Here is a 19,708-nt window from a genome sequence, read left to right as displayed (position 1 = left end):
GGTGCCGCCTCCACGGCCCGGGCGCGACCCTTCCCCTACTGCGGCAGCACGCACACCGGTGCCGTGACGGCGAACGGCGTTCCGGCCGGCGTCAGCGCTCCCGTCGCCTCGTCCCGCGCGAAAACCGCGACCGTCCCGGAGTTCTGGTTCGCGGCGAACAGCCAGGCGCCGCTGGGGTCCAGGGCGATGTGCCGGGGATAGGCGCCGCCCGAGGCGACCGCGTCGAGGAGACGCAACCGACCCCCGCCCGCACCCACCGCGTACCGCGCCACACTGTCGTGGCCCCGGTTGGACACGTAGACGAACGCGCCGTCGGCCGAAACAACCACCTCGGCCGGGTAGTTGGGCGCGGAGCCGCCGCCCCCCGGCACTGTCGGCAGCGACGTGCCGTGCGTCACCCTGCCCGAGTCCGGGTCGTAGCCGCACACCGTCAGGGAGTTGCCCAGTTCGTTGGCCACGTAGAGGTGGCGTCCCGAGGGGTGGAAGGCGGCGTGCCGCGGCCCCGAGCCCGCGGTGACCTGTGCCGTCGAGACGCCGGTGAGTTTCCCCGTCCCGGTGGCGAGGCGGTAGGTGTAGACGGTGTCCGTGCCGAGGTCCACCGCCAGGACGAAGCCGCCGGTCCGGTCGTTGAGCACCATGTGGGTGTGCGGCCCGCTCTGCCGGTCGGGGTCCGGCCCCGAACCGGTGTGCCGCACCAGATCGGTCCGGCGCCCCAGCGAGCCGTCCGCGGCGAGCCGGTGGACCGCCACACTCCCCGAGCCGTAGTTCGCCGTCAGTAGGTGGCCGCCGGCGGCGTGGACCGTCAGATGGCACGGCCCCGAGCCGCCGGTGCCGCCGCTGTTCAGGACACGGGGAGCGCCGCCGGCGACGGCGACCGCGGTGACCTGGTCCTGGTTCTCGTCGACCGCGTAGAGCACGTCACTGCCCCGGGCCGCCAGGAACGAGGGGTCGGCCACCGTGGACAGCGCCGTCGAGCGGTGCACCGAGCCCGACACCGGGTCGTACACGGCGACCTCGAGGCCGGGGCCTCCCGAGGAGGTGTAGGTGCCGACGTAGAGGGCCCGGATGGCCGCCCGGGTGGCGGGCGGCGCCGGCGTCCGCGCGGGCGGTGCGGCGGGTGCGGCCGTTCCGGCCTCGGGCGCCGCCGTTCCGGCGGCCCGGGCGCCGACTCGGTCGGGCTCGGCGTCGGCGCGGCCCGAACCGGCCACACCCCCGAGGGCGACGGCCGCCGCCGCTCCCAGGAGCCGCCGCCTCGCCAGCCCGGAGAGACCCGGCGGTGCGGTCCGCGGACCGTTCTGCTCGTCGTCACTCACGACAGGTGGCCTTTCCATGTGGGGGAAGCCGCCGGCCGGGCCCGGCGCCCGGGCGGCGACCGCTGTCACCCAGCCTGGTACGTACCTGACGTTCGTGCCAGACCGCCTGGCCCCGCCCCCGTCACGGCTGCCGCGCGGCCCCTGCCGATTGCCGGTCCGCGGCGATCAGGGCCGCTCCGATCAGACCCGCGTCCGCGCGCAGGGCCGCCCGCTCGACGCGGACCCCGGCGGCGAACGGCAGCACGGCGTACGACGCAAGATGCCGGCGCAACGGCGGGAACAGCACGTCGTGGGCCTCGGCGACACCGCCGCCGATGACCGCCACCTCGATCTCCACCAGGGTCGCGACCGCGGCGATGCCGGCCGCCAGCGCTCGCGCGGAGGTGTCGAACGCGGCCAGGGCGACGGCGTCACCGGCCCGGGCGTCGGCGGCGAGTCCCGCGCCGTCGGCCGTCCCGCTCGGCTGCCAGCCGCTCCGCAGCGCCCGCCGGGTGAGCGCGGTGCCGCTCGCCAGCTGCTCGACGCAGCCCCGGCCGCCGCACACGCAGGGGTCACCCAGCAGGTCGACGGTGATGTGCCCGAGGTGGCCGGCGTTCCCGGTGGGACCGTTGCGGACGGCGCCGTCCATGACCAGCCCGGCGCCGACGCCGGTGGAGACCACCATGCACAGCGCGTCCCGGCAGCCCCGGGCGGCGCCCAGCCGGTGCTCGGCCGCCGTCATCGCGACCGCGTCCCCGCACAGCACGACCGGCAGTCCGGCGGCCTGCGGCAGGTCCCGCACCCGGTCGACGACGGGGAATCCGCGCCAGCCGGGGATGTTGACCGGGCTCACCGTGCCCCGGGCGACGTCGATCGGGCCCGCGCTGGCGATGCCCAGCGACGCCACCTGGTCCCACTGCGGCCCACCCGCCAGGTCCTCCAGCACCGCCCGGACGGCCAGGAACACCTCCTCGGTGCCGCCGCCGGGGGTGCGGTGCTGCGCCCGGTGCAGGATCGTGCCCCGTTCGTCGAGCACGGCTCCGGCGATCTTGGTGCCGCCGATGTCGAGGGCGGCGAGCAGCCGGGCCCCGGCCGGCGGGGGAGGGGCCTGCGAGGCCTCGCGGGCGCTGGTGACCATGACTGGATCTCCGTCCGGATGGTGAGGAGGGACGAGGGGAAGGGGGCGGGGAGGGGTGGGTCTGAGGCGAGGTCTCTGGGAGTCCGACGGCCCTCGGACGGTTCGGGTTCCGGCCGGCGGGAAAGGTGCGTCGTTCGCGGCGTCGTCTCGGACATCGAGGCGGGCGCCGCCGGGCCTGTGTGGGCGCTCGACCCGCGCGACGCCGGTCAGACCCAGTCCGACATCGCGGCCATGAAGCCGGGGAAGTCGTCACGGTGGATCGAGTGCCCAGTCCCCGGGACCGTGCGCAGCTCGAACCCGCGCGCCCGCAGTTCCTCCTGCCGGTCCGGTGGAACGCGCTCGCTCGGGTCGGCGAGCAGCACCAGCGACGGCACCGGGGCGGACACGGGCAGGCCCGGCGGCGACGCGAGAACCGCCAGCGTCGCCGTGTCCCAGAGCTCCAGGCACCGGGCCTCGTCGTCCACCGCCGCGGCCTCCCACCGCGGGTTGGCCGCACGGATCTCCTCACGCGTCGCATGCCGGTACGCCCGGGCCCCGGACAGGTCATGGGGTTCGGTGCGCCACGCCGGGTCGCTGTAGACGGCCCGGCCGATCGTCAGGCCGCGGTGGAGCGCGCGTTCCAGCACGAGCGCGCCCAGGGAGTGGCCGATCGCGATCCGCGCGCCGTCGGGGCAGGACGCGGCGAGGGCCGCGGCCATGTCGTCCAGGCGGTACCGGGGTTCACCGTCCGGTCCGGCGGCGCGCGGACTGCGCCCGTGACCCGGCAGATCCACACCGACCACGTGATAGCCCTGGCCGGCCAGCGCGGGTCCCACCCTGCGCCAGGTGCGGTGGTCGGCCATCACACCGTGGACCAGCAGTGCCACCCGGTCGCCCGGGGAGCCCCAGGTGTGCGTCGCCAGTTGCATCGTCGTCTCCAGGTGTCGCGGAACGGCGGGCCGGGTGGCCGTTCCCCGTTCGCTGTCTTCTTGAACGTTTTATAGAGCCCAGATGGGTGCCGCGTCTACCGGGCATCGTGGTCTTCTGAGAGGTGGATTGTGTGTCCGGCACGCCTTCGGCTCGGGCAGGCTGGAGCGGCCTTTCGTAAAACGTTCGAGCGAACGAGGTCTTGGGGCGGGTCGCGTAGGCCGTCCGAGCTGGTGGGGCGCGCCACGCGGCCATGGTGCTCCGTACCGGCGAGGGCTATTGTGGTCGGCGTCGTACCGGTCCAGGCGGGTGAAGATCGCAGCTACTCGCGCGCTCTAGCTCGTCGGGCACTCCGCTCCGGCCGGGCCCGGCATCCCAAGCAACGACCTGAAGGTGGACATCCTGGTGGCTCGGACGACAGCGTCGGGGGAGGGCCGCAAGGCCACGATCAAGGATGTGGCCAGGCTCGCCGGGGTCTCGCCCTCCGCGGTGACCATCGCCGTGCACGACAAGCCGGGCGTCTCGTCGAAGACCAAGGAGCGCATCCTCCAAGCGGCCCGTGATCTGGGCTGGAGCCCGAACCAGGCCGCCCAGTCGCTGTCGGGGCGTGCCGTGCACACCGTCGGGCTGGCCATCGCCCGGCCGGCCCGGATGCTCGGCCTGGAACCCTTCTACATGGAGTTCATCTCCGGCATCGAGAGCGTGCTGTCCCGGCACTCGTGCTCGCTGCTGCTGCGGCTGGTGGAGCCCGAGGAGGAGATCGAGGTCCAGCGCGGGTGGTGGCAGGGCAACCGGATCAACGGCTCCCTCCTCGTCGACCTGAGGGTGGACGACCCGCGGATCCCGGTGCTGTCCGAGATCGGTCTGCCGGCCGTCGCCGTCGGGCACCCGTCGCTGGCCGGACCCTTCACCTCGGTGTGGACCGACGACGCGGCGGCGACGGCGGAGGCCGTGCAGTATCTGGCCGCGCTGGGGCACCGCAGGATCGCCCGGGTCAGCGGGCCCGCAGAACTCGGCCACAGTGCCATCCGCACCAAGGCGTTCACCGAGACGGCGGAGCAACTGGGCGTCACCGCGCGCACGGTGGTCGCGGACTTCTCCGCGGACCAGGGCAGCCGTGCCTGCCGCACCCTGCTGCTGTCGCCGGAGCGGCCGACGGCGATCGTCTTCGACAACGACCTGATGGCCGTCACGGCGCTGGGCGTCATCGCGGAGTTCGGCCTCTCGGTGCCGCACGACCTGTCGGTGCTGGCCTGGGACGACTCCCAGTTGTGCCAGCTCACCCGGCCCACGCTGTCGGCCATGCAGCACGACATCTTCTCCTTCGGCGCGGACGTCACCGAGACGCTCTTCGACGTGATGGCGCACCGGGAAGCCGTCTCCCACGCCGCCCAGGTCCCCAGCCTCGTCCCCCGCGGCTCCACCGCCCCACCTCCGGCCTCGACCCGGTGAACCCGCACGGTCGGAGCGCCAAGGCCCGTCACCTGGCCGGTGAGGGGCGTTGCCGCGAGTCGGGGTCTACGCCGGGACCAGGTACGGGAACGCGGGGGTGCGCTGGGACCGGGCGACGGCCGGGCGCAGGCCGGAGGGGACGGCCGTGTTGGTGACCAGGGAGAGCATCACCTCAGGGGCGTTGTCGGACAGGGTGCGGCCGTTGCGGGTGGTGAAGCCGTAGGTCGCGGGGGTTGCGACGGTGTAGGGCAGGACGTCGGGGAACAGGCTCTCGGCCACGGTCCGTCCGTAACCCTCGGGGTCGTCCGACGTTCCGCTGGCCGCGACCACCGCGGCGACCTGGTCGGCGATGGCCTGGCAGGCCGCGGCGCGGTCCTCGGAGGGGTGCCGGGTGTTCGCCGGGTTGGAGAAGTCGGTGTCGCCCGGCCAGAAGATCGGCCACATCATGGGATGCCCGGCGCGGTTGATCTGCCGCCACCCGCCGGCGTCGGTGGCCAGCTTCGTCGCGCACCACACCCCGATCCGTGTGCCGGGCCGCAGTTGCGCCTGCTCGTGCGGCACCTCCAGCACGATCGTCTCCACGCTGGTGCCGGCGAAGCTGTTCTTCGCCTCGCCCGGGCGCCAGTCCGACAGGTCCACCGCGGTCCCCTTCGCGATCGCCGCGTTCACCACGGCCAGCAGCGACAGGTCGATGTAGAAGGGGTCGGCGACGCGCCCGGCCCAGAGCCGGAGCCCGCCGGCCTCCGCCGTCTCACCCGTACGCCCCCGCAGTTCCCGCTGCCCTTCCGCACTGTCGTCGCGGGCGTCGTCGGCGGTCAGGCTGTGCAGGCGGAACTCCTGCCGCCCGTCGCCGTCGGGCTCCCCGAAGGAGATCCGGTAGGTCAGCGTCTCGACCTCGGCGCCGTCGACATGCACCTTGAACTCGTAGCGCGCTTCCGGGTGGAAGCCCGGCTGCGCGTGTACGCCCGTGATGTCCGAGTTGACGTCCATCACCAGGACCGTGCCGGTGTCGGCGGGGAACACGTACAGGTCGTCGATGTACAGCTGGCCGTTCTGTGCCGCCAGGGGAGTGTCGAGGTGGTGGGACATGAGGAGGACCCTTCTGCTCGCCGCGCGGTCGTCACGGCAGCGGAGACTCGTCCCGGACGCCTGTCTCTCGCGACATCGTGGTGCAGTCCGGGATAACCGGATATGTCGCATAGTGTCATGAAGGCGTGCCGGACTGGGCGCACGCGGGGCCGCGTTCCGTACGTGCCGACGCCGACGTCACCGGCCGTACGGCGACGGGTGGATTCTTCATGAGCGGCATGAGCGCTGTCCGATTTCCGGGGTAGCCCACTCTGGGGAGCCCCCGGGCAGTCCCAGGAGGCTCCAGCGCAGGCACCGGTTCCGACCGGCGAGGACAAGGAGACGCACCATGCCGGCCATCGAAGTCCCGGAACGCCGGTTCCCGCCGCCGTCCGTCCCGTCACGACCTCCCCGGAATGCGAGGACCGAAGCGCACATGAGCGAGGAACGCACCACCCGAGACCTCGACCCCGAGCACACGCCGCCCGACGGTGTCGGCGACGACCTGGTCGAGGCGCTGGGAACCCTGTCGGAGGCCCTGGAGACCGTGGAGCGGGCACGAGGCCGGCTCTACGACTTCCACCAGCTCACCGGCGGCGCGGACCTCACGCTCGGGAAGGCGGTCGACCAGTTGCGCCGGGCCGGTGCGGCCGACGAGGCCGACGCGCTGGAGCGTGAGATCGTCGGCCGCAACGTCCTGCCGGGCATGTGGACGTTCCAGATCGTCGAGGCCTACGACGACACCTACTACCGCGCGTTCGTCGACCTCGAACGGCAGATCCGCGAGCGCCTGGCGGCCGGCCGCCGTCACCTCTACGAGGCCCGCATGAAGCAGGACCGCCGCACGCCCGGCCACCCCGACCACACCGCTCATCCCTGAGCCGAGCGGGGCCGTGAACCCCGGCGGCACCGCCGGGGTCCGCCGTGGTCAGTGGGCTGCCGTGGTGGGCAGCGGCGCCGGCGCCGTGGGGGCGGTCTCGGGGCGTGCCAGGGGGCCGGGGCGCAGGAGGGCGCCGCAGAGAACCGCTCCGGCGGCGTAGAGGCCGGCGCACCACCAGAAGACGGTGGTGTAGCTGTGGATCGCCGCCGCCTGGAGGAGCTGCGGGGTCGGCCGGCCGTGCAGGTGGCCGGACAGATAACGGCCGGCGGCGCCCGCCGCGATGGAGTTGAGCAGCGCGGTGCCGATCGAACCGCCGAGCTGCTGGCCGGTGTTGATGCTGGCCGAGGCCACCCCCGCGTCGAGCGGCGCGACGCCGAAGGTACCCGTCGCGGCCACCATGCCGAAGATGAGACCGTTGCCGGCGCCGGTGACCAGCAGCGGGCCGAGCAGCGCCGAGGCGTAGGTCGAATCGGCGCCGATCCGGGTCAGCCAGACCATGCCGGCCGCGGTGAGCAGCATGCCGACACCGACCATCGGCTTGGGGCCGAGCCGGGGCAGGATCCTGGTGTTGCCGAGCGTGGCCACGACACCGCTGACCAGCACCGTGGGCAGCATGGCCACGCCCGAGCGGACGGCCGAGTAACCCAGCGTCACCTGCATGTAGTAGACGAGGAAGAGGAACAGCCCGAAGGTGGCCGCCCCGAGGATCAGGACGGTGAGGTAGGCCCCGCCGCGGTTGCGGTCGAGCACGACGCGGGGCGGGAGCAGCGGCTGCGCGGCGCGCGACTGGCGAAAGGCGAAGGCGATCAGCAGCGCGCATCCGAGCGCGAGGAAGCTCCAGGTCGAGGGCGTGCCCCAACTGTGCGACGCGGCGTTGGAGAACCCGTAGACCAGGCAGAACATCCCGCCGGACACCGTCACGACATCGGGGACGTCCAGCCGGCCGCCCTGCGTCCTGGGCCGGCGGCTCACCAGCAGCGCGCCTCCGGTGATCGCGACCGCCGCGAACACGGCGTTGATGTACATGCACCAGCGCCACGACAGGTACGAGGTCAGCGCTCCGCCGAGCAGCAGCCCCAGCCCGCCGCCCGCGGCCGCGACCGCGCCGTACACACCGAACGCCTTCGCGCGTTCCTTCGGATCGCGGAAGGTCGTGGCCAGCAGCGACAGGGCCGACGGCGCCAGCAGCGCGCCGAAGACGCCCTGGCAGGCGCGGGCCGTCACCAGCATCGAGAAGTCGACCGAGGCGCCGCCCACGGCGGAGGCCGTCGCGAAGCCGACCAGGCCGGTGAGGAACGTCGTCTTACGGCCGATCAGGTCGGCCAGCCGCCCGCAGAACAGCAGCAGGCTGCCGAACGACAACGCGTACGCGGTCACGACCCATTGCCGGTCGGCGGTGGTGAAGTGCAGGGAGCGCTGCGCCGACGGCAACGCGAGGTTCATCACGGTCAGGTCGAGGACGACCATGAGCTGGGCGGTGGCGATGACGGCCAGGATCCACCACCGCTTGGGGTCGGCGGCCGTCGCCCCGGCCGCCTCCGGGCCGGCCGCGGGAGTCGTGCTGCGTGAGGCCACGATCATCTCCTTGTCACATCGAACGATGCCCAGATGACGTCGGCGGACCGGGTTGCGTGACAGGGCGAGAATGTGACCTGGACAACCGGCCGGGAGTGTCACGCAACGGCGCCGGCCGGCGTCTTGTGGGTGTGCTGAGAGACGACAGGCAGGAGCCAGGCATGACCGAGCGCGGCGTCCGCACCCCCCGCACGGCCGAGCCGCCCGCTCCCGGAACGCTGGTTCCCGGGCCCCCTTCGCCCGACGCCGCGGACCAGCCCACCGAGACCTTCGTCGCCCACCGCAACCTCCTGTTCACCGTCGCCTACGAGATGCTCGGTTCGGCCGCCGACGCCGAGGACGTCCTGCAGGAGGCATGGCTGCGCTGGGTGGGCGTCGACCCGGGCCATGTGCGGGATCCGCGGTCCTACCTGGTGCGGATCGTCACCCGGCAGGCACTGGACCGGCTGCGTGCCATCGGGCGGCGCCGGGAGTCCTATGTCGGGCCGTGGCTGCCCGAACCGCTGCTGACCGCGCCGGACGTGGCCGAGGACGTGGAGCTCGCCGAGAACGTCTCGATGGCCATGCTGCTGGTGCTGGAGACCCTCGCGCCCACCGAGCGGGCGGTCTTCGTGCTGCGCGAGGTGTTCGGCCTGGACTACGACGAGATCGCCGAGGCCGTCGGCAAGTCCCGGGTCACCGTGCGGCAGATCGCCCACCGGGCCCGGGCGCACGTCGCCGCGCGCCGGCCCCGCGGCACCGTGTCCCCGGCCGAGGCCCGCGCCGCCTTCCACGCCTTCCAGCGGGCCGTGCAGACCGGCGACATGCAGCGCCTGCTCGACATCCTCGCGCCGGACGTGGTCGCCCTGAGCGACGGCGGCGGCGTCAGGCACGCGCTCCTGCGGCCGGTCGTGGGCGCGGGCAAGGTGGCCCGGCTGCTGGCCTCGGTCTGGTACAGGGCCGGTGTGGAACGTTCGGTCGAACCGGTCGAGGTGAACGGCGCGCCCGGGCTGCTCGTCCGCGTCAACGGCGAGATCGACGGCGTGCTGGCCATACGCTTCGACGGCGGCCGGGTCACCGGCCTGTACGGCGTGCGCAACCCGGAGAAGCTGCTGCGTCTGCACCGGGAGACCGCCGTGAGCCGCTGAGGCCTACCACGTGTCGTCCTCGCCCGGGGCGGTGCCGCCCGGCGGGGCACCGTCTTCGGGGGGCCCGGGGAGGTCCTTCCCGGTGCCGTTCGCCCAGGTCCGGACCCAGCCGATCAACGGGTAGCGGCCGAGCAGGGCACTCCCGAAGATCACGAAGCCCACACCGACCAGCCACGACTCGACGACCAGCACGGTCCCCGCCGTGCCGTAGCTGATCGCGTTGCTGACGATGAGCGGCGCGAAGACCAGGTACGAGAACGCCCGGAGTCCCACCAGCCCGATCATCGTGGCCACCGCTCCGGGCAGCAGGAGCCGCCAGGGCACCAGGCCCCGGAGCAGATAGCGCTGCCCCCACCAGAAGAACAGCACGCCGCCGCAGAGGTTCACCGGGATCCGGATGGCGGACCCGACGACACTGCTGGTCTGGGTGTCCGCGTACAGGTAGCCGACGAGCACGGCGCTCCAGGTCACCTGTCGCCACACCCGGTGGAACGCGCCGATCGAGACACCCCAGATCTTGGCGTATCCGGTCTGCACCGAGGACGAGAACGTCAGACCGAAGGCGACGAGTGCGATGAGGCTGAAGACGCTGGTGGCCGGCAGGACGTGCCCGGTGGGACCGAACACGTCGCCCACCGCGTCCGCGGACCGGCCGGAGAGCGCCATGGCGTCGGCCATCCACGAGGCGAAACCGTGGCGCTTCAGGGGGTCGGCCGCCGCCACGACGATGAGCAGCGGTACCAGGGCGACCAGGCCCAAGGCGGCGAACGCCAGGGAGCGGTGGAACAGCTCCAGCTCGGAGCCCCGCTGGTACAGCTCCCACCCGGGCGACCATGCCCGCCCCCAGGCTTCCCACCGGCTGGGAGGTTCTTCGTCCTCCCCGTGCGGGGCCCCGGACTCAGGCATGACGTTCCCTCCCCGCACAGGGCCCGGGCGGTCGCTCCCGTGCGCCCCGCCGAATGATCCCTCCGCGGTTCGGCTTCCGGGGGGCCGTCGACAGCGGCGCCCAAGAGCGGTACCACCCACGTACCTGATGACACGCCTCCGGCGTCCGGTTCCCCCGCTCGGCCCAGGGGACGAATCCTTCCGGCCAGTCGGGGGAGACGATCAGGAGAAGCACGCGATGGCGTGTTCGTGCGGGAAGCGGCAGCCGAGCAGGGGGCCGGAACAGGAGGTGAGGAGATGGCGGGGCCGGAACCGACGGCACAGTCGGCGGAACCTTCGGCGGATCGTGCGACGGAGAGCGACGAACGTGAGCACACGGTGGCCGTCGCCCACCTCACCGTCGCTCTGGAGGCGATCAGGACCGGCGCGTACGTCGTGGACGAGCCCGGCCGGATCGTCGCCGTCAACACCCTCGCCCAGCGGCTGCTGGGCTGGAGTGCGGAGGAGCTGATCGGCCACGACGCCCACGACCTGCTGCACCGCGGCCCGCGCGGCGAGCAGCTCCCGGCGACGCAGTGCGTGATGCGGCAGGCCTTCCATGCCGGACGCCCGGCCCAGGGCACCAACGAGCACCTCGCCCGCGCCGACGGCTCCGTTCTCCCGGTGTCCTGGATGATCGCCCCGTACGCCAACCGCGACCGGCGCGCAGACACCCTGGTGCTCTTCCACGAGTCCGAGCCCGCGTCACGGCCCGATGACGCCCCGCAGCCCTCCGCGGACGGTTCCGGCCGGCACGCCGAGCAGCTGACGGAGGTCGAGCGACTGGCCCTGCTGGCCGAGACCACCACGCAGGTGACCTCCACCTTCGACGTCGACGAGGCGATCCGCCGGCTGGTGGCGCTGGTCCTGCCCCGGCTGGCGGACTGGGCCGTCATCGATCTCATCACCGACCGCGACGAGGTGTGGCGCACCGCCGTGGTCCACGCCGAGCACGGCACGCTCACGCACCACGAGGACCTGCAGGGCCCGATGCCGCCGGTCCCGGAAGAGTCGCCGATGCCGCTGTCCCGCGCGCTGCGCGGGGTCGCCTCCACCCTCACGGGCCCCGAGACCTACCAGCGCTCCCCGGACTCCGGCATCGCCGTCGAGCAGCGCCGCCTCTTCGAGGTCAGCGGCATCCACTCCGCGGCCATCGTCCCGCTGCGCGGCACCCTGGACGTCCTGGGCGCCCTCACGCTGGGCCGGGACGACAGCCGCGCCCCGTTCACGATCGCCGACCTGCCGCTGATCGAGGACATCGCGCGGCGCGCGAGCCTGGCCCTGGACAACGCCCGCCTCTACCAGCGCCAGCGCGCGGTCGCGACCACGATGCAGAACCACCTGCTGCCGCAGGTCCCGCGCGTTCCCGGCCTGCAGATGACGGTGCGTTACCTGCCCGCGCCCGACGCCTCCCAGGTAGGCGGCGACTGGTACGACGCCTTCACCGTCTCCGAGGGGGCCACGGCTCTGGCCGTCGGCGACGTGGTCGGTCACGACCTGGAGGCCGCGGCCGGCATGGCCCAGCTCCGCAACATGCTCCGGGCCTACGCCTGGGCGCAGCACGAACCGCCCAGCCGGATCGTCGAGCGGCTGGACGAGGCGGTCCTGTCCATCACCGACGTCCCCATGGCCACCCTCGTCTTCGCCCAGCTCAACCGGACCAGCGAGGGTCCCTGGCAGCTGTCGTGGACCAACGCCGGCCACCCGCCGCCGCTGCTCATCACGCGTGACGGCCTGGCCGAGTACCTGACGGACGGGCACGGCCTCCTGCTCGGCACCGGCCTCAACGCGGCGCGACCGGACGCCACCACCGTCCTGCCGCCGGGCTCCACGCTGCTGCTGTACACCGACGGCCTCATCGAAGCCCCGGGCCAGACCCTGGACGAGGGCCTGAAACGGCTGCGCCAGCACGCCGCGGCCCTTGCCCACCGGCCGCTGGAGTCGTTCACCGACCAGCTCCTGCAGCGCGTCCACCCGCCCGGGCTCGACGACGTGGCGCTGCTCGTCCTCCGCACACCCTGAGCCGCCGGGCGCGGGCGGTGGGGACCCGGCCGTCCGCGGACACGGGATCCGTCACCCGGGTGCCAGCCCGACGGGCGGCCAGGCCACCCGTGGGGGAGGTTGGAGCTCTCCACTACCGATCCGGGAGCTCCTCATGCTGGTGAAAATGCTGCACGACCAGGGCCTGCGCTCGCATCACTGCTTCGACGCCGGGCTGATCTCGGTGGGGCTGGCGATCGCCTCGTGGTGCACGTCGATGAAGGCCGAGTCGCACGGTGTCGAGCGGGCCGACCGGTGGGGGATCTTCGTCGGGGAGTGGGCCCCGACGTTCTTCGGGCTCGGCCTGGCGCTCTCCGTCTACGAGAAGGACTGACCGGGCGCCGCCGCATCCCCGCGGGTTCCGCCGACGCGTGGCCGGAGTTCCGTCCACGCCTTCCGCACGTTCCGCCGCTGCTTCCGACGGCGTGTCACACAGACCGGTTGCGACCGGCCCGCGTTGGGCACGCGCTGAAGAGAACCACCACAGCGGAAGGCGGAGCGTATGACGGTCAAGCACCCCCGTGAGCACGGCAGGGAAAGCCGCGATCTGGAGATCAACCCGATCTTCAGCCGGGAACCCTTGCGGGTACCGCGGTATGCGATGCCCCACGGGGAGATGGAACCGGACACCGCCTACCAGTTGGTGCACGACGAGCTGATGCTCGACGGCAACGCCCGGCAGAACCTGGCGACGTTCGTCTCGACCTGGGCCGAGCCCGAGGCGCAGCGCCTGATGGCCGAGTGCGCCGAGAAGAACATGATCGACAAGGACGAGTACCCGCAGACCGCCGAGCTGGAGACGCGGTGCGTGCACATGCTCGCCCGGCTGTGGCACGCCCAGAACCCCCACCGCGCGGTGGGCTGTTCGACGACCGGGTCGAGCGAGGCCGCGATGCTCGGCGGCCTCGCGCTCAAGCGCCGCTGGCAGCACAGGCGGCGGGCCGAGGGCAAACCGGCGGACCGGCCCAACCTGGTCATGGGCATCAACGTGCAGATCTGCTGGGAGAAGTTCGCCGACTACTTCGAGGTCGAGCCGCGCTACGTGCCGATGGAGGGGGACAGCTACCACCTCACCCCCGAGAGGGCAGCCGAGCTGTGCGACGAGAACACCATCGGTGTGGTCGCCGTCCTCGGCTCGACCTTCGACGGCTCCTACGAACCCGTCGCCGGGATCTGCGCCGCACTCGACGACCTGCAGTCCCGCACCGGGATCGATGTGCCGGTCCACGTGGACGGCGCGTCCGGCGCGATGATCGCGCCGTTCGTCGATCCGGACCTGGAATGGGACTTCCGGCTGCCGCGCGTCGCCTCCATCAACACCTCCGGGCACAAGTTCGGGCTGGTCATGCCCGGCGTGGGCTGGGCGCTGTGGCGCGACGAGGAGGCGCTGCCGGACGACCTGGTCTTCCACGTCAACTACCTGGGCGGGGACATGCCCACCTTCGCGCTGAACTTCTCCCGCCCCGGCGCGCAGGTCGTCGCCCAGTACTACAACTTCCTCCGGCTGGGGTTCGACGGCTACCGCCGCGTCCAGCAGACCTGCCGCGACGTGGCCACCCGACTGGCCCGGCGCATCGGCGAACTCGACGCGTTCGAATTGATCACCGACGGCAGCGAGACGCCCGTCTTCGCGTTCCGCATACGCGACGGCGTGCGGAACTTCAGCGTCTTCGACGTGTCCGCGGCCCTGCGTGAGCGCGGCTGGCTGGTACCGGCCTACACCTTCCCCGAGAACCGCACCGACCTGGCGGTGCTGCGCATCGTGGTCCGCAACGGCTTCAGCCACGACCTGGCCGACCTGCTCATGGAGGACATCCGCCGGGTACTGACCCGGCTGGAGAAGCAGGGCGAACCGCACCGGGACGCCGACGACGCGGGCGGATTCGCCCACGGCGCCGAGACCAAGAACGCCCGGACACCCGGACGCGACTGACACATCCCGTCATACTGGTACACGGCTCATATTTCCCCGCGCGTACGGCCGCGGCTGACGGACTCCCACCCGACAGCCGCGGCTCGTGGAAGCCCGCGCACCGTTCATCCCCTGGAGCATCCATGTGCCGTCTGTTCGGCATGAGCAGCGCCCCGCGCCGCACGCACGCCACCTTCTGGCTGCTGGACGCGCCGGACAGCCTCAGCAGGCAGAGCCGTCAGGACCCCGACGGCACCGGTGTCGGCTACTTCGCCGACGACGGAGCCCCTGACGTGCACAAGGCGCCCATCGCCGCCTACCAGGACCGTGACTTCGCCACCGAGGCGCGGGAGGTCACCTCCCAGACGTTCCTGGCCCACATCCGCTTCGCCTCCACCGGCAGTCTGCTGATGCGCAACACGCATCCGTTCGAGCAGCAGGGCCGTCTCTTCGCGCACAACGGTGTCATCGAGGGCCTGGACCGTCTGGACGAGCACCTGGGCGACGACCGGAGCCTGGTCCACGGCGACACCGACTCCGAACGGTTCTTCGCCCTGATCACCCGGGAGATCGGCGCCCACGGCGGCGACGTGGCGGCCGGCATCGAGGAGGCCGCCGGCTGGATCGCGCGCAACCTGCCCGTCTACGCCCTCAACCTGGTCCTCACCACGCCGACCGAACTGTGGGCGCTGCGCTACCCCGACACCCACGAGCTCTACGTGCTCCAGCGCCGGGCGGGCGGCAAGCACGGCGGCAGGCACCTGGACCACAGCGGCAGCCAGGGCCGGCTCCGCGTCCACTCCCAGGCGCTGGCCGACGCCCCGGCGGTCGTCGTCGCCAGCGAGCGCATGGACGACAACCCCGAGTGGCAGGCCATGGAACCGGGTGAACTGCTCCACGTGGGACCGGACTTGGGCGTCAGCCGCAGCATCGTCCTGCCGGACGCTCCGACGCGTCTCCTCACCCTCGACGACCTGCGGCCCGAGGCCGCCGCCTCCCAGAAGGCCGCCTGACACCGACGCGGCGCGCTCAACACGACGGGATGCGGCGAACCGGCAGGTGCCCCAGGACCGGGTGCGGCACCGGAAGCTGACCGCTACGCGCGCGGTTGGGGCTGCGTCTGGGCTTGGCGCCGATCGCCGGTGCGGCGGCATCGGGCGTCAGGAGCGTCAGCAGCGTCAGGAGCAGGCGCGCCCGCCGCCGCTCGCGAAGCCGGGGTCGAAGGGCTCGAACGCGGCGTCGGCGAGCGCCATGCTGAAGGCCCGCCGTGTCTGCGGGTCCCAGAGCCAGATGCGATCGCCGTCGGGGCCGAACGTCAGCACCGGACGGGTGAGCGGCACCGTACCCCCGTACGACGCACCGGGAAAGCCGCGTTCGGGATGGGCGACGGGCGCGACGGGCCGGACGCACACCAGGACGGGGCGGAGACCGTAGTAGGACGGCGGCTCCTGGAGGTGGACCGCCGCGTTCTCGGCGTCGGCAGCGGCAGAGGTGTCGACGTGCACGGAGAACGGCACCACCACGAGGGCCAGGCCGAGGAAGAGCCCGGCAGCCGCGGCGAAGGCGGCGTTGCCCAGGTCGCGCGCGTCGGGACGGGCGTGGAACCGCCGGTTCCAGCCATGGGCCGCGACGCCGAACGCCACGCAGTACAGCACGCCCGTCACCGGCCAGGCTCCCGCCCACAGGCGGTCGGTCGCGCCCGCGTGCACCGAGTCGGACGGGATGCCGAACGAGCCGACGTACCGGTCCTGCACCAGCCCGCCGAGCCAGGTCACGAACGGCAGCAGGACCGGGGAGGCCAGGGGCAGGGCCCACAGGGCGGCCCGCCGGGCCGGAGAGTCCCGCAGCGCGTGGCGGAGACCCGCGACCAGCCAGGGCAGACCGAACAGCACGGTCACCGACCAGCCGAAGGGCTGCCACCCGGTGTGCGGCACGATGGCCAGGGCGGCGGCCGAGAAGGCCAGCAGGTTCCCGAGGTTCACCAGCAGAAGGTTGGCCCTGACATCGGTCGACGCCACGTCGGCGGGATCGACGTCGACGTCCGCGGCGTACACCTGACCGGCGAGCGCCCGGGTCCGCAGGTCGGCCTGCGCGCCGGTGCGTCCGCGCGGCTCGACGGCGCGGACCACCCGGCCGGGCCGCGGGACGCCGGGGGCGGGCCGCACCCGCCACGCCGTGTACCGCTCCGGTTCGTGCTCCAGCAGCACGGCGTCGCGGGCCCACATGTTCAGGGACGCGGCCACCGCCAGCCCGTCGACCAGGCCGAGCGCCCGTTCGACGGCGCCCTCGCGTGCTCCGGTCAGCCGGACCTCGACCACGCGGGCCACGCGCTCGGGCGGGCAGCCGGCCCGTTCGGGCTCCTCCGCGGGGCGCACCGGCCAGCCGCGGTGGGCGAACAACTCCGCGGCGAGGGCTGTCTCGTTGGGGTCGTCGGCGATCTCGACCAGGATCATGACGCGACGGTCGAAGGGCAGTCCGGAACCGGCCGAACCCGCCGGTGAGCCGTCCCCCGCGGTGGACCGTGGGCCGCCGCGGGAGAAGCCCTCGGCGACGGATCCCCAGGCGTCTCGTACGGTGCGGCGGGTCGGCGACTGCATAGCGCCCCACCCTGGAGGAAGCGGCCGCCTGCCGCAAGCGGACGTCCCTGGGCCCGGGAGACCAAGTGGCGTGCGCCGTAGTCGAGTTGTCAGGACGTCGGGTCGGGCGGGGCCGGTGGTGGCAGGGGAGTGGGGTCGGGCGCTCCGGCGGCCGGCAGGCCCGGTATCGAGTGGCCGGGCCGTGAGGTGGCGGGCGCGGGGCCGTAACCGCCGGCCGGAGCATCGAGGTCCGGGGATCGTCCGGCTTCGCGGAGCCGGTGGAGCCGGGCCGTCAGGAGCCGCATCACCGGAGTCCGGTTCTCGTGGGCGCTCTCGTAGCGGACGAGGGCCTCCACCTGGGCCTGGTCCAGCGTGCCGAGGTGGCGTTCCAGTCCGCGCATGGTCATGTGGTCGTAGTCGGCTACGGGCGGCCGGCCCAGTTCTGCCGGACAGCGCCGGCCGGGGATGTCATCCACCACAGTGCTCTCTCCCGGGGCGGCTCTCGGCCCGCGCATCCGTGAGGAACGCGGGCCGAGAGGGGATGGGCGCGGTCACCATCGATACCAGCGTCTGCGGCCCCCGCCCTCGGCTGCCCGGAACACGAACCCCAGGAGCCAGATGACCAGGACCGCGAGTGCGACCCACCACAGGGCCTTCACCGCGAAGCCGATTCCGAAGAGGATCACGGCCAGCACCAGTACGGCGATCAGAGCAATCATTCACAACACCTCCACTCGGCCGCTTGCCCCGCCGCCCGGCCCGAATGTCCGTACGGCCGGACGAATCCGGCCATCCGAACCTCTCGCAGGCCGGGCATGCGACAACGCGCTCGGGGCAGAGGACCCGCGAAAGCCTCGGAACATCACGGGAGGAACGGGTCATGTCGATGGACGCGATCGTGCTGCTGAAGGAAGACCACAAGGCCGTGCGGAAGCTCTTCCGTGACTTCGAAGCCGCCGGCGAGGGAGCCGCGGCCACGAAGAACCGGCTGGTGAAGGAGATCCTCGAAGCGCTCACCGTGCACACGTACATCGAGAACGAGGTGATGTACCCGCGGGTCCGTGAGCTGGTGCCCGATGTCGATGCCGACGTCCTGGAGTCCTACGAGGAACACCATGTGGCGGACGTGCTCTGCTCGGAACTGGCCATGATGAGCCCGCAGGACGAGCGCTTCGACGCCAAGACGACGGTCCTGATCGAGTCGGTGAGCCACCACATGGAGGAAGAGGAAAAGGAGTGGTTCCCCAAGGTCCGTGCCGCGCTCGGCCGCAAGGAGCTGCAGGAGATCGGTGCCGCGCTGCTGGAGGCCAAGGAGAAGGCGCCGCGCACGCCGGCGCATCCCCGGGCCCTGAAGAAGGCGGTGGACGCCCTCTTCGCCTGACCCGCCCGGGTCCCCGCCGTCACCGAGCCGGGTCGTCGCGCAGCCGGAAGCCGGCCCGTTCCTCCAGCAGCGCGACGGCCAGGAGCTCCCCGTCGGCGGAACCGAAGCGTTCGACGGTCTCCTGGTACAGCCGCCGCACACTCTCCGTCAGGTCGTGCGGGGTGCCGAGTGCGGCGGCCATGGACGTGACCGCGGCGAGCTGCTGATGGACGCGGTCGATGCCGTACGAGGTCAGGTAATCGCCCGCGAACAGCCCCGCCAGGTCACGGCGGATGAAGTCACTGCCCGCCGCACTGCCGGCGAACGCCCGCTGGAGGGTCGGCAGGTCCACTCCGGCGCGACGTCCCAGCAGCAGGGCCTCCGCCGTCGCCGCCGCCTGGCCGAACCACAGCAGGTTGACCAGCAGTTTGACCGTGTACCCGGTGCCATGGCCCCCGGTGTGGACGATGTTCTCGGGCGGCGCCAGATGCTCCAGGAGCGGACGGTGGTGCCGCAGCAGATCCGCCTCCCCGCCGACGTACAGCCGGAGCCGCCCCTGCCCGGCGTCCTCGGGGCCGCCGCCCATGGGGGCTTCGAGGACGCCGACACCGTGAGCGCGGGCCCTGCGGCGCACCGGCTCGGCCCCCTCGGCGGTGTTGCTGCTCAGGTCGATCCACACCGCTCCCGGCGCCAGGACGGCCAGGACGACGTCGTCGACGGCACTGTCGACCTCGGCCGGGCCGGGCAGCACGGTGAGCAGCACTTCCGCACCGGCGGCGCCGGCCGCCGCCGTGCCGGTCCACTTCGCTCCGCACGAGCGAGCGACCGCATCCCGCTCCGCGTTCTGGTCCGAGACGGTGACCTCGTGCCCGGCGCCGGTCAGGCGCCCGCACACGGGCGTACCCATCCGGCCGAGTCCGATCAGATGTATGTGCGCCATGACGGGATCATAGGCAAAGCCCACTTCCGCGCATCGACGCGCCCGGCGACTCCAATGGCCCTGAACTGCGGTTGGGCTGATCGGGTGACTCGTCGGCACGCCCGTCCACTCTCCTGCGCGGTGATCGCCATTCTGGTGAACGTGGCCGTTCTCGGGCCAGATTTAAGGAGAGTTGCAAGTGAGCAGTGGGACTGCCGCCGGTCTGACCGAGCAGGACGACTCGTACGAGGACGAACAGGCGCGCACCAGAAGCCCCGGCTCGGTGGTGGTCAAGTGGCTCAGCACCACGGACCACAAGACCATCGGCAGCCTGTACCTGGTGACGTCGTTCGCCTTCTTCCTCGTCGGCGGCATCATGGCGCTTCTCATGCGCGCGGAACTCGCCCGGCCGGGAACGCAGTTCCTCTCCAACGAGCAGTACAACCAGGCGTTCACGATGCACGGCACCGTGATGCTGCTGATGTTCGCGACCCCGCTCTTCGCCGGGTTCACGAACTGGATCATGCCGCTGCAGATCG

At 72.5% G+C, this 19,708-nt stretch carries 19 protein-coding genes; 9 read left to right on the top strand and 10 right to left on the bottom strand.

The genetic code is table 11. From position 1 onward, the window contains the following. Positions 1-35: 35 nt before the first annotated feature. The 3 genes from K7862_RS25955 to K7862_RS25945 form a co-directional block, all read right to left on the bottom strand. On the bottom strand, positions 36-1,313 hold the full coding sequence (locus K7862_RS25955; RefSeq protein WP_308012191.1) for a lactonase family protein: 1,278 nt from the start codon (positions 1,311-1,313) through the stop codon (positions 36-38). 121 nt (positions 1,314-1,434) lie between these two features. Beyond that, a complete protein-coding gene (locus K7862_RS25950; RefSeq protein WP_222966719.1) occupies positions 1,435-2,430 on the bottom strand; it encodes an ROK family protein in 996 nt (331 codons plus the stop codon). Between the two features lie 206 nt (positions 2,431-2,636). Beyond that, positions 2,637-3,338, bottom strand: a complete 702-nt coding sequence (locus K7862_RS25945; RefSeq protein ID WP_222966717.1) for an alpha/beta hydrolase — start codon at positions 3,336-3,338, stop codon at positions 2,637-2,639. Between the two features lie 403 nt (positions 3,339-3,741). Here K7862_RS25945 and K7862_RS25940 point away from each other — a divergent pair, with 403 nt between their 5' ends. Further along, positions 3,742-4,788, top strand: coding sequence for a LacI family DNA-binding transcriptional regulator (locus tag K7862_RS25940; protein ID WP_222966715.1), 1,047 nt, complete (start codon positions 3,742-3,744; stop codon positions 4,786-4,788). Positions 4,789-4,854: 66 nt separating this feature from the next. On the opposite strand, the gene K7862_RS25935 is transcribed toward K7862_RS25940, so the two are convergent. Continuing rightward, positions 4,855-5,877: a DUF4331 family protein gene (locus K7862_RS25935; RefSeq protein WP_222966713.1), complete on the bottom strand. Its 1,023-nt coding sequence runs from the start codon at positions 5,875-5,877 to the stop codon at positions 4,855-4,857. Positions 5,878-6,292: 415 nt separating this feature from the next. On the opposite strand from K7862_RS25935, the gene K7862_RS25930 reads away from it, so the two are divergent. Continuing rightward, complete coding sequence (locus K7862_RS25930) at positions 6,293-6,736, top strand: hypothetical protein (protein ID WP_222966711.1); 444 nt, start codon at positions 6,293-6,295, stop codon at positions 6,734-6,736. 48 nt (positions 6,737-6,784) lie between these two features. Here K7862_RS25930 and K7862_RS25925 read toward each other — a convergent pair whose 3' ends face one another. Next, entirely contained in the window at positions 6,785-8,317 is a 1,533-nt protein-coding gene (locus tag K7862_RS25925; RefSeq protein WP_262413810.1) for an MFS transporter, read from the bottom strand. A 155-nt stretch (positions 8,318-8,472) separates the two neighbouring features. Here K7862_RS25925 and K7862_RS25920 point away from each other — a divergent pair, with 155 nt between their 5' ends. After that, a complete protein-coding gene (locus tag K7862_RS25920; RefSeq protein ID WP_222966709.1) occupies positions 8,473-9,438 on the top strand; it encodes an RNA polymerase sigma-70 factor in 966 nt (321 codons plus the stop codon). A gap of 3 nt (positions 9,439-9,441) precedes the next feature. Here the strand turns inward: K7862_RS25920 and K7862_RS25915 are convergent, their stop codons facing one another. Then, on the bottom strand, positions 9,442-10,344 hold the full coding sequence (locus tag K7862_RS25915; protein WP_262413809.1) for a YhjD/YihY/BrkB family envelope integrity protein: 903 nt from the start codon (positions 10,342-10,344) through the stop codon (positions 9,442-9,444). Positions 10,345-10,620: 276 nt separating this feature from the next. Here K7862_RS25915 and K7862_RS25910 point away from each other — a divergent pair, with 276 nt between their 5' ends. The 4 genes from K7862_RS25910 (at position 10,621) to K7862_RS25895 (ending at position 15,327) form a co-directional block, all read left to right on the top strand. Continuing rightward, entirely contained in the window at positions 10,621-12,384 is a 1,764-nt protein-coding gene (locus K7862_RS25910; RefSeq protein WP_222966707.1) for a SpoIIE family protein phosphatase, read from the top strand. A 133-nt stretch (positions 12,385-12,517) separates the two neighbouring features. Then, positions 12,518-12,736 carry a hypothetical protein gene (locus K7862_RS25905; RefSeq protein WP_222966705.1) on the top strand — a complete coding sequence of 73 codons (219 nt, stop codon included), beginning with the start codon at positions 12,518-12,520 and terminating at the stop codon, positions 12,734-12,736. A 168-nt stretch (positions 12,737-12,904) separates the two neighbouring features. Continuing rightward, entirely contained in the window at positions 12,905-14,335 is a 1,431-nt protein-coding gene (gad, locus tag K7862_RS25900; protein ID WP_222966703.1) for a glutamate decarboxylase, read from the top strand. Between the two features lie 122 nt (positions 14,336-14,457). Then, positions 14,458-15,327, top strand: a complete 870-nt coding sequence (locus K7862_RS25895; RefSeq protein ID WP_222966701.1) for a class II glutamine amidotransferase — start codon at positions 14,458-14,460, stop codon at positions 15,325-15,327. Positions 15,328-15,492: 165 nt separating this feature from the next. Here K7862_RS25895 and K7862_RS25890 read toward each other — a convergent pair whose 3' ends face one another. From K7862_RS25890 to K7862_RS25880, 3 genes are all read right to left on the bottom strand, one after another. After that, positions 15,493-16,911 (bottom strand): hypothetical protein, encoded by a 1,419-nt coding sequence (locus K7862_RS25890; protein ID WP_222966699.1) that lies wholly within the window; start codon positions 16,909-16,911, stop codon positions 15,493-15,495. A gap of 89 nt (positions 16,912-17,000) precedes the next feature. Beyond that, a complete protein-coding gene (locus K7862_RS25885; RefSeq protein ID WP_222966697.1) occupies positions 17,001-17,366 on the bottom strand; it encodes a DUF8129 domain-containing protein in 366 nt (121 codons plus the stop codon). Positions 17,367-17,441: 75 nt separating this feature from the next. Further along, on the bottom strand, positions 17,442-17,609 hold the full coding sequence (locus K7862_RS25880) for a hydrophobic protein (protein ID WP_222966695.1): 168 nt from the start codon (positions 17,607-17,609) through the stop codon (positions 17,442-17,444). A gap of 161 nt (positions 17,610-17,770) precedes the next feature. On the opposite strand from K7862_RS25880, the gene K7862_RS25875 reads away from it, so the two are divergent. Beyond that, on the top strand, positions 17,771-18,271 hold the full coding sequence (locus tag K7862_RS25875; RefSeq protein ID WP_262413808.1) for a hemerythrin domain-containing protein: 501 nt from the start codon (positions 17,771-17,773) through the stop codon (positions 18,269-18,271). A gap of 19 nt (positions 18,272-18,290) precedes the next feature. Here K7862_RS25875 and K7862_RS25870 read toward each other — a convergent pair whose 3' ends face one another. Next, on the bottom strand, positions 18,291-19,190 hold the full coding sequence (locus K7862_RS25870) for an NAD(P)-dependent oxidoreductase (RefSeq protein ID WP_222966693.1): 900 nt from the start codon (positions 19,188-19,190) through the stop codon (positions 18,291-18,293). A gap of 178 nt (positions 19,191-19,368) precedes the next feature. Here K7862_RS25870 and K7862_RS25865 point away from each other — a divergent pair. Next, positions 19,369-19,708, top strand: a 340-nt coding sequence (locus K7862_RS25865) for a cbb3-type cytochrome c oxidase subunit I (protein WP_222966691.1), incomplete at its 3' end; no start/stop codon positions are given.

This window comes from Actinacidiphila acidipaludis, from assembly GCF_019890725.1.
GTDB lineage: Bacteria > Actinomycetota > Actinomycetes > Streptomycetales > Streptomycetaceae > Actinacidiphila > Actinacidiphila acidipaludis.
The sequence above is the reverse complement of the archived record's forward strand: the minus strand, read 5'-3'. Positions and strand labels throughout refer to the sequence as shown.

Bases quoted from the DNA above. Each gene is read 5' to 3' on its own strand.
- K7862_RS25950 (WP_222966719.1), bottom strand. From the start codon at position 2,430: ATGGTCACCAGCGCCCGCGAGGCCTCGCAGGCCCCTCCCCCGCCGGCC.
- K7862_RS25945 (WP_222966717.1), bottom strand. From the start codon at position 3,338: ATGCAACTGGCGACGCACACCTGGGGCTCCCCGGGCGACCGGGTGGCA.
- K7862_RS25935 (WP_222966713.1), bottom strand. From the start codon at position 5,877: ATGTCCCACCACCTCGACACTCCCCTGGCGGCACAGAACGGCCAGCTG.
- K7862_RS25930 (WP_222966711.1), top strand. From the start codon at position 6,293: ATGAGCGAGGAACGCACCACCCGAGACCTCGACCCCGAGCACACGCCG.
- K7862_RS25925 (WP_262413810.1), bottom strand. From the start codon at position 8,317: ATGATCGTGGCCTCACGCAGCACGACTCCCGCGGCCGGCCCGGAGGCG.
- K7862_RS25920 (WP_222966709.1), top strand. From the start codon at position 8,473: ATGACCGAGCGCGGCGTCCGCACCCCCCGCACGGCCGAGCCGCCCGCT.
- K7862_RS25915 (WP_262413809.1), bottom strand. From the start codon at position 10,344: ATGCCTGAGTCCGGGGCCCCGCACGGGGAGGACGAAGAACCTCCCAGC.
- K7862_RS25910 (WP_222966707.1), top strand. From the start codon at position 10,621: ATGGCGGGGCCGGAACCGACGGCACAGTCGGCGGAACCTTCGGCGGAT.
- K7862_RS25905 (WP_222966705.1), top strand. From the start codon at position 12,518: ATGCTGGTGAAAATGCTGCACGACCAGGGCCTGCGCTCGCATCACTGC.
- gad (WP_222966703.1), top strand. From the start codon at position 12,905: ATGACGGTCAAGCACCCCCGTGAGCACGGCAGGGAAAGCCGCGATCTG.
- K7862_RS25895 (WP_222966701.1), top strand. From the start codon at position 14,458: ATGTGCCGTCTGTTCGGCATGAGCAGCGCCCCGCGCCGCACGCACGCC.
- K7862_RS25890 (WP_222966699.1), bottom strand. From the start codon at position 16,911: ATGCAGTCGCCGACCCGCCGCACCGTACGAGACGCCTGGGGATCCGTC.
- K7862_RS25880 (WP_222966695.1), bottom strand. From the start codon at position 17,609: ATGATTGCTCTGATCGCCGTACTGGTGCTGGCCGTGATCCTCTTCGGA.
- K7862_RS25875 (WP_262413808.1), top strand. From the start codon at position 17,771: ATGTCGATGGACGCGATCGTGCTGCTGAAGGAAGACCACAAGGCCGTG.
- K7862_RS25870 (WP_222966693.1), bottom strand. From the start codon at position 19,190: ATGGCGCACATACATCTGATCGGACTCGGCCGGATGGGTACGCCCGTG.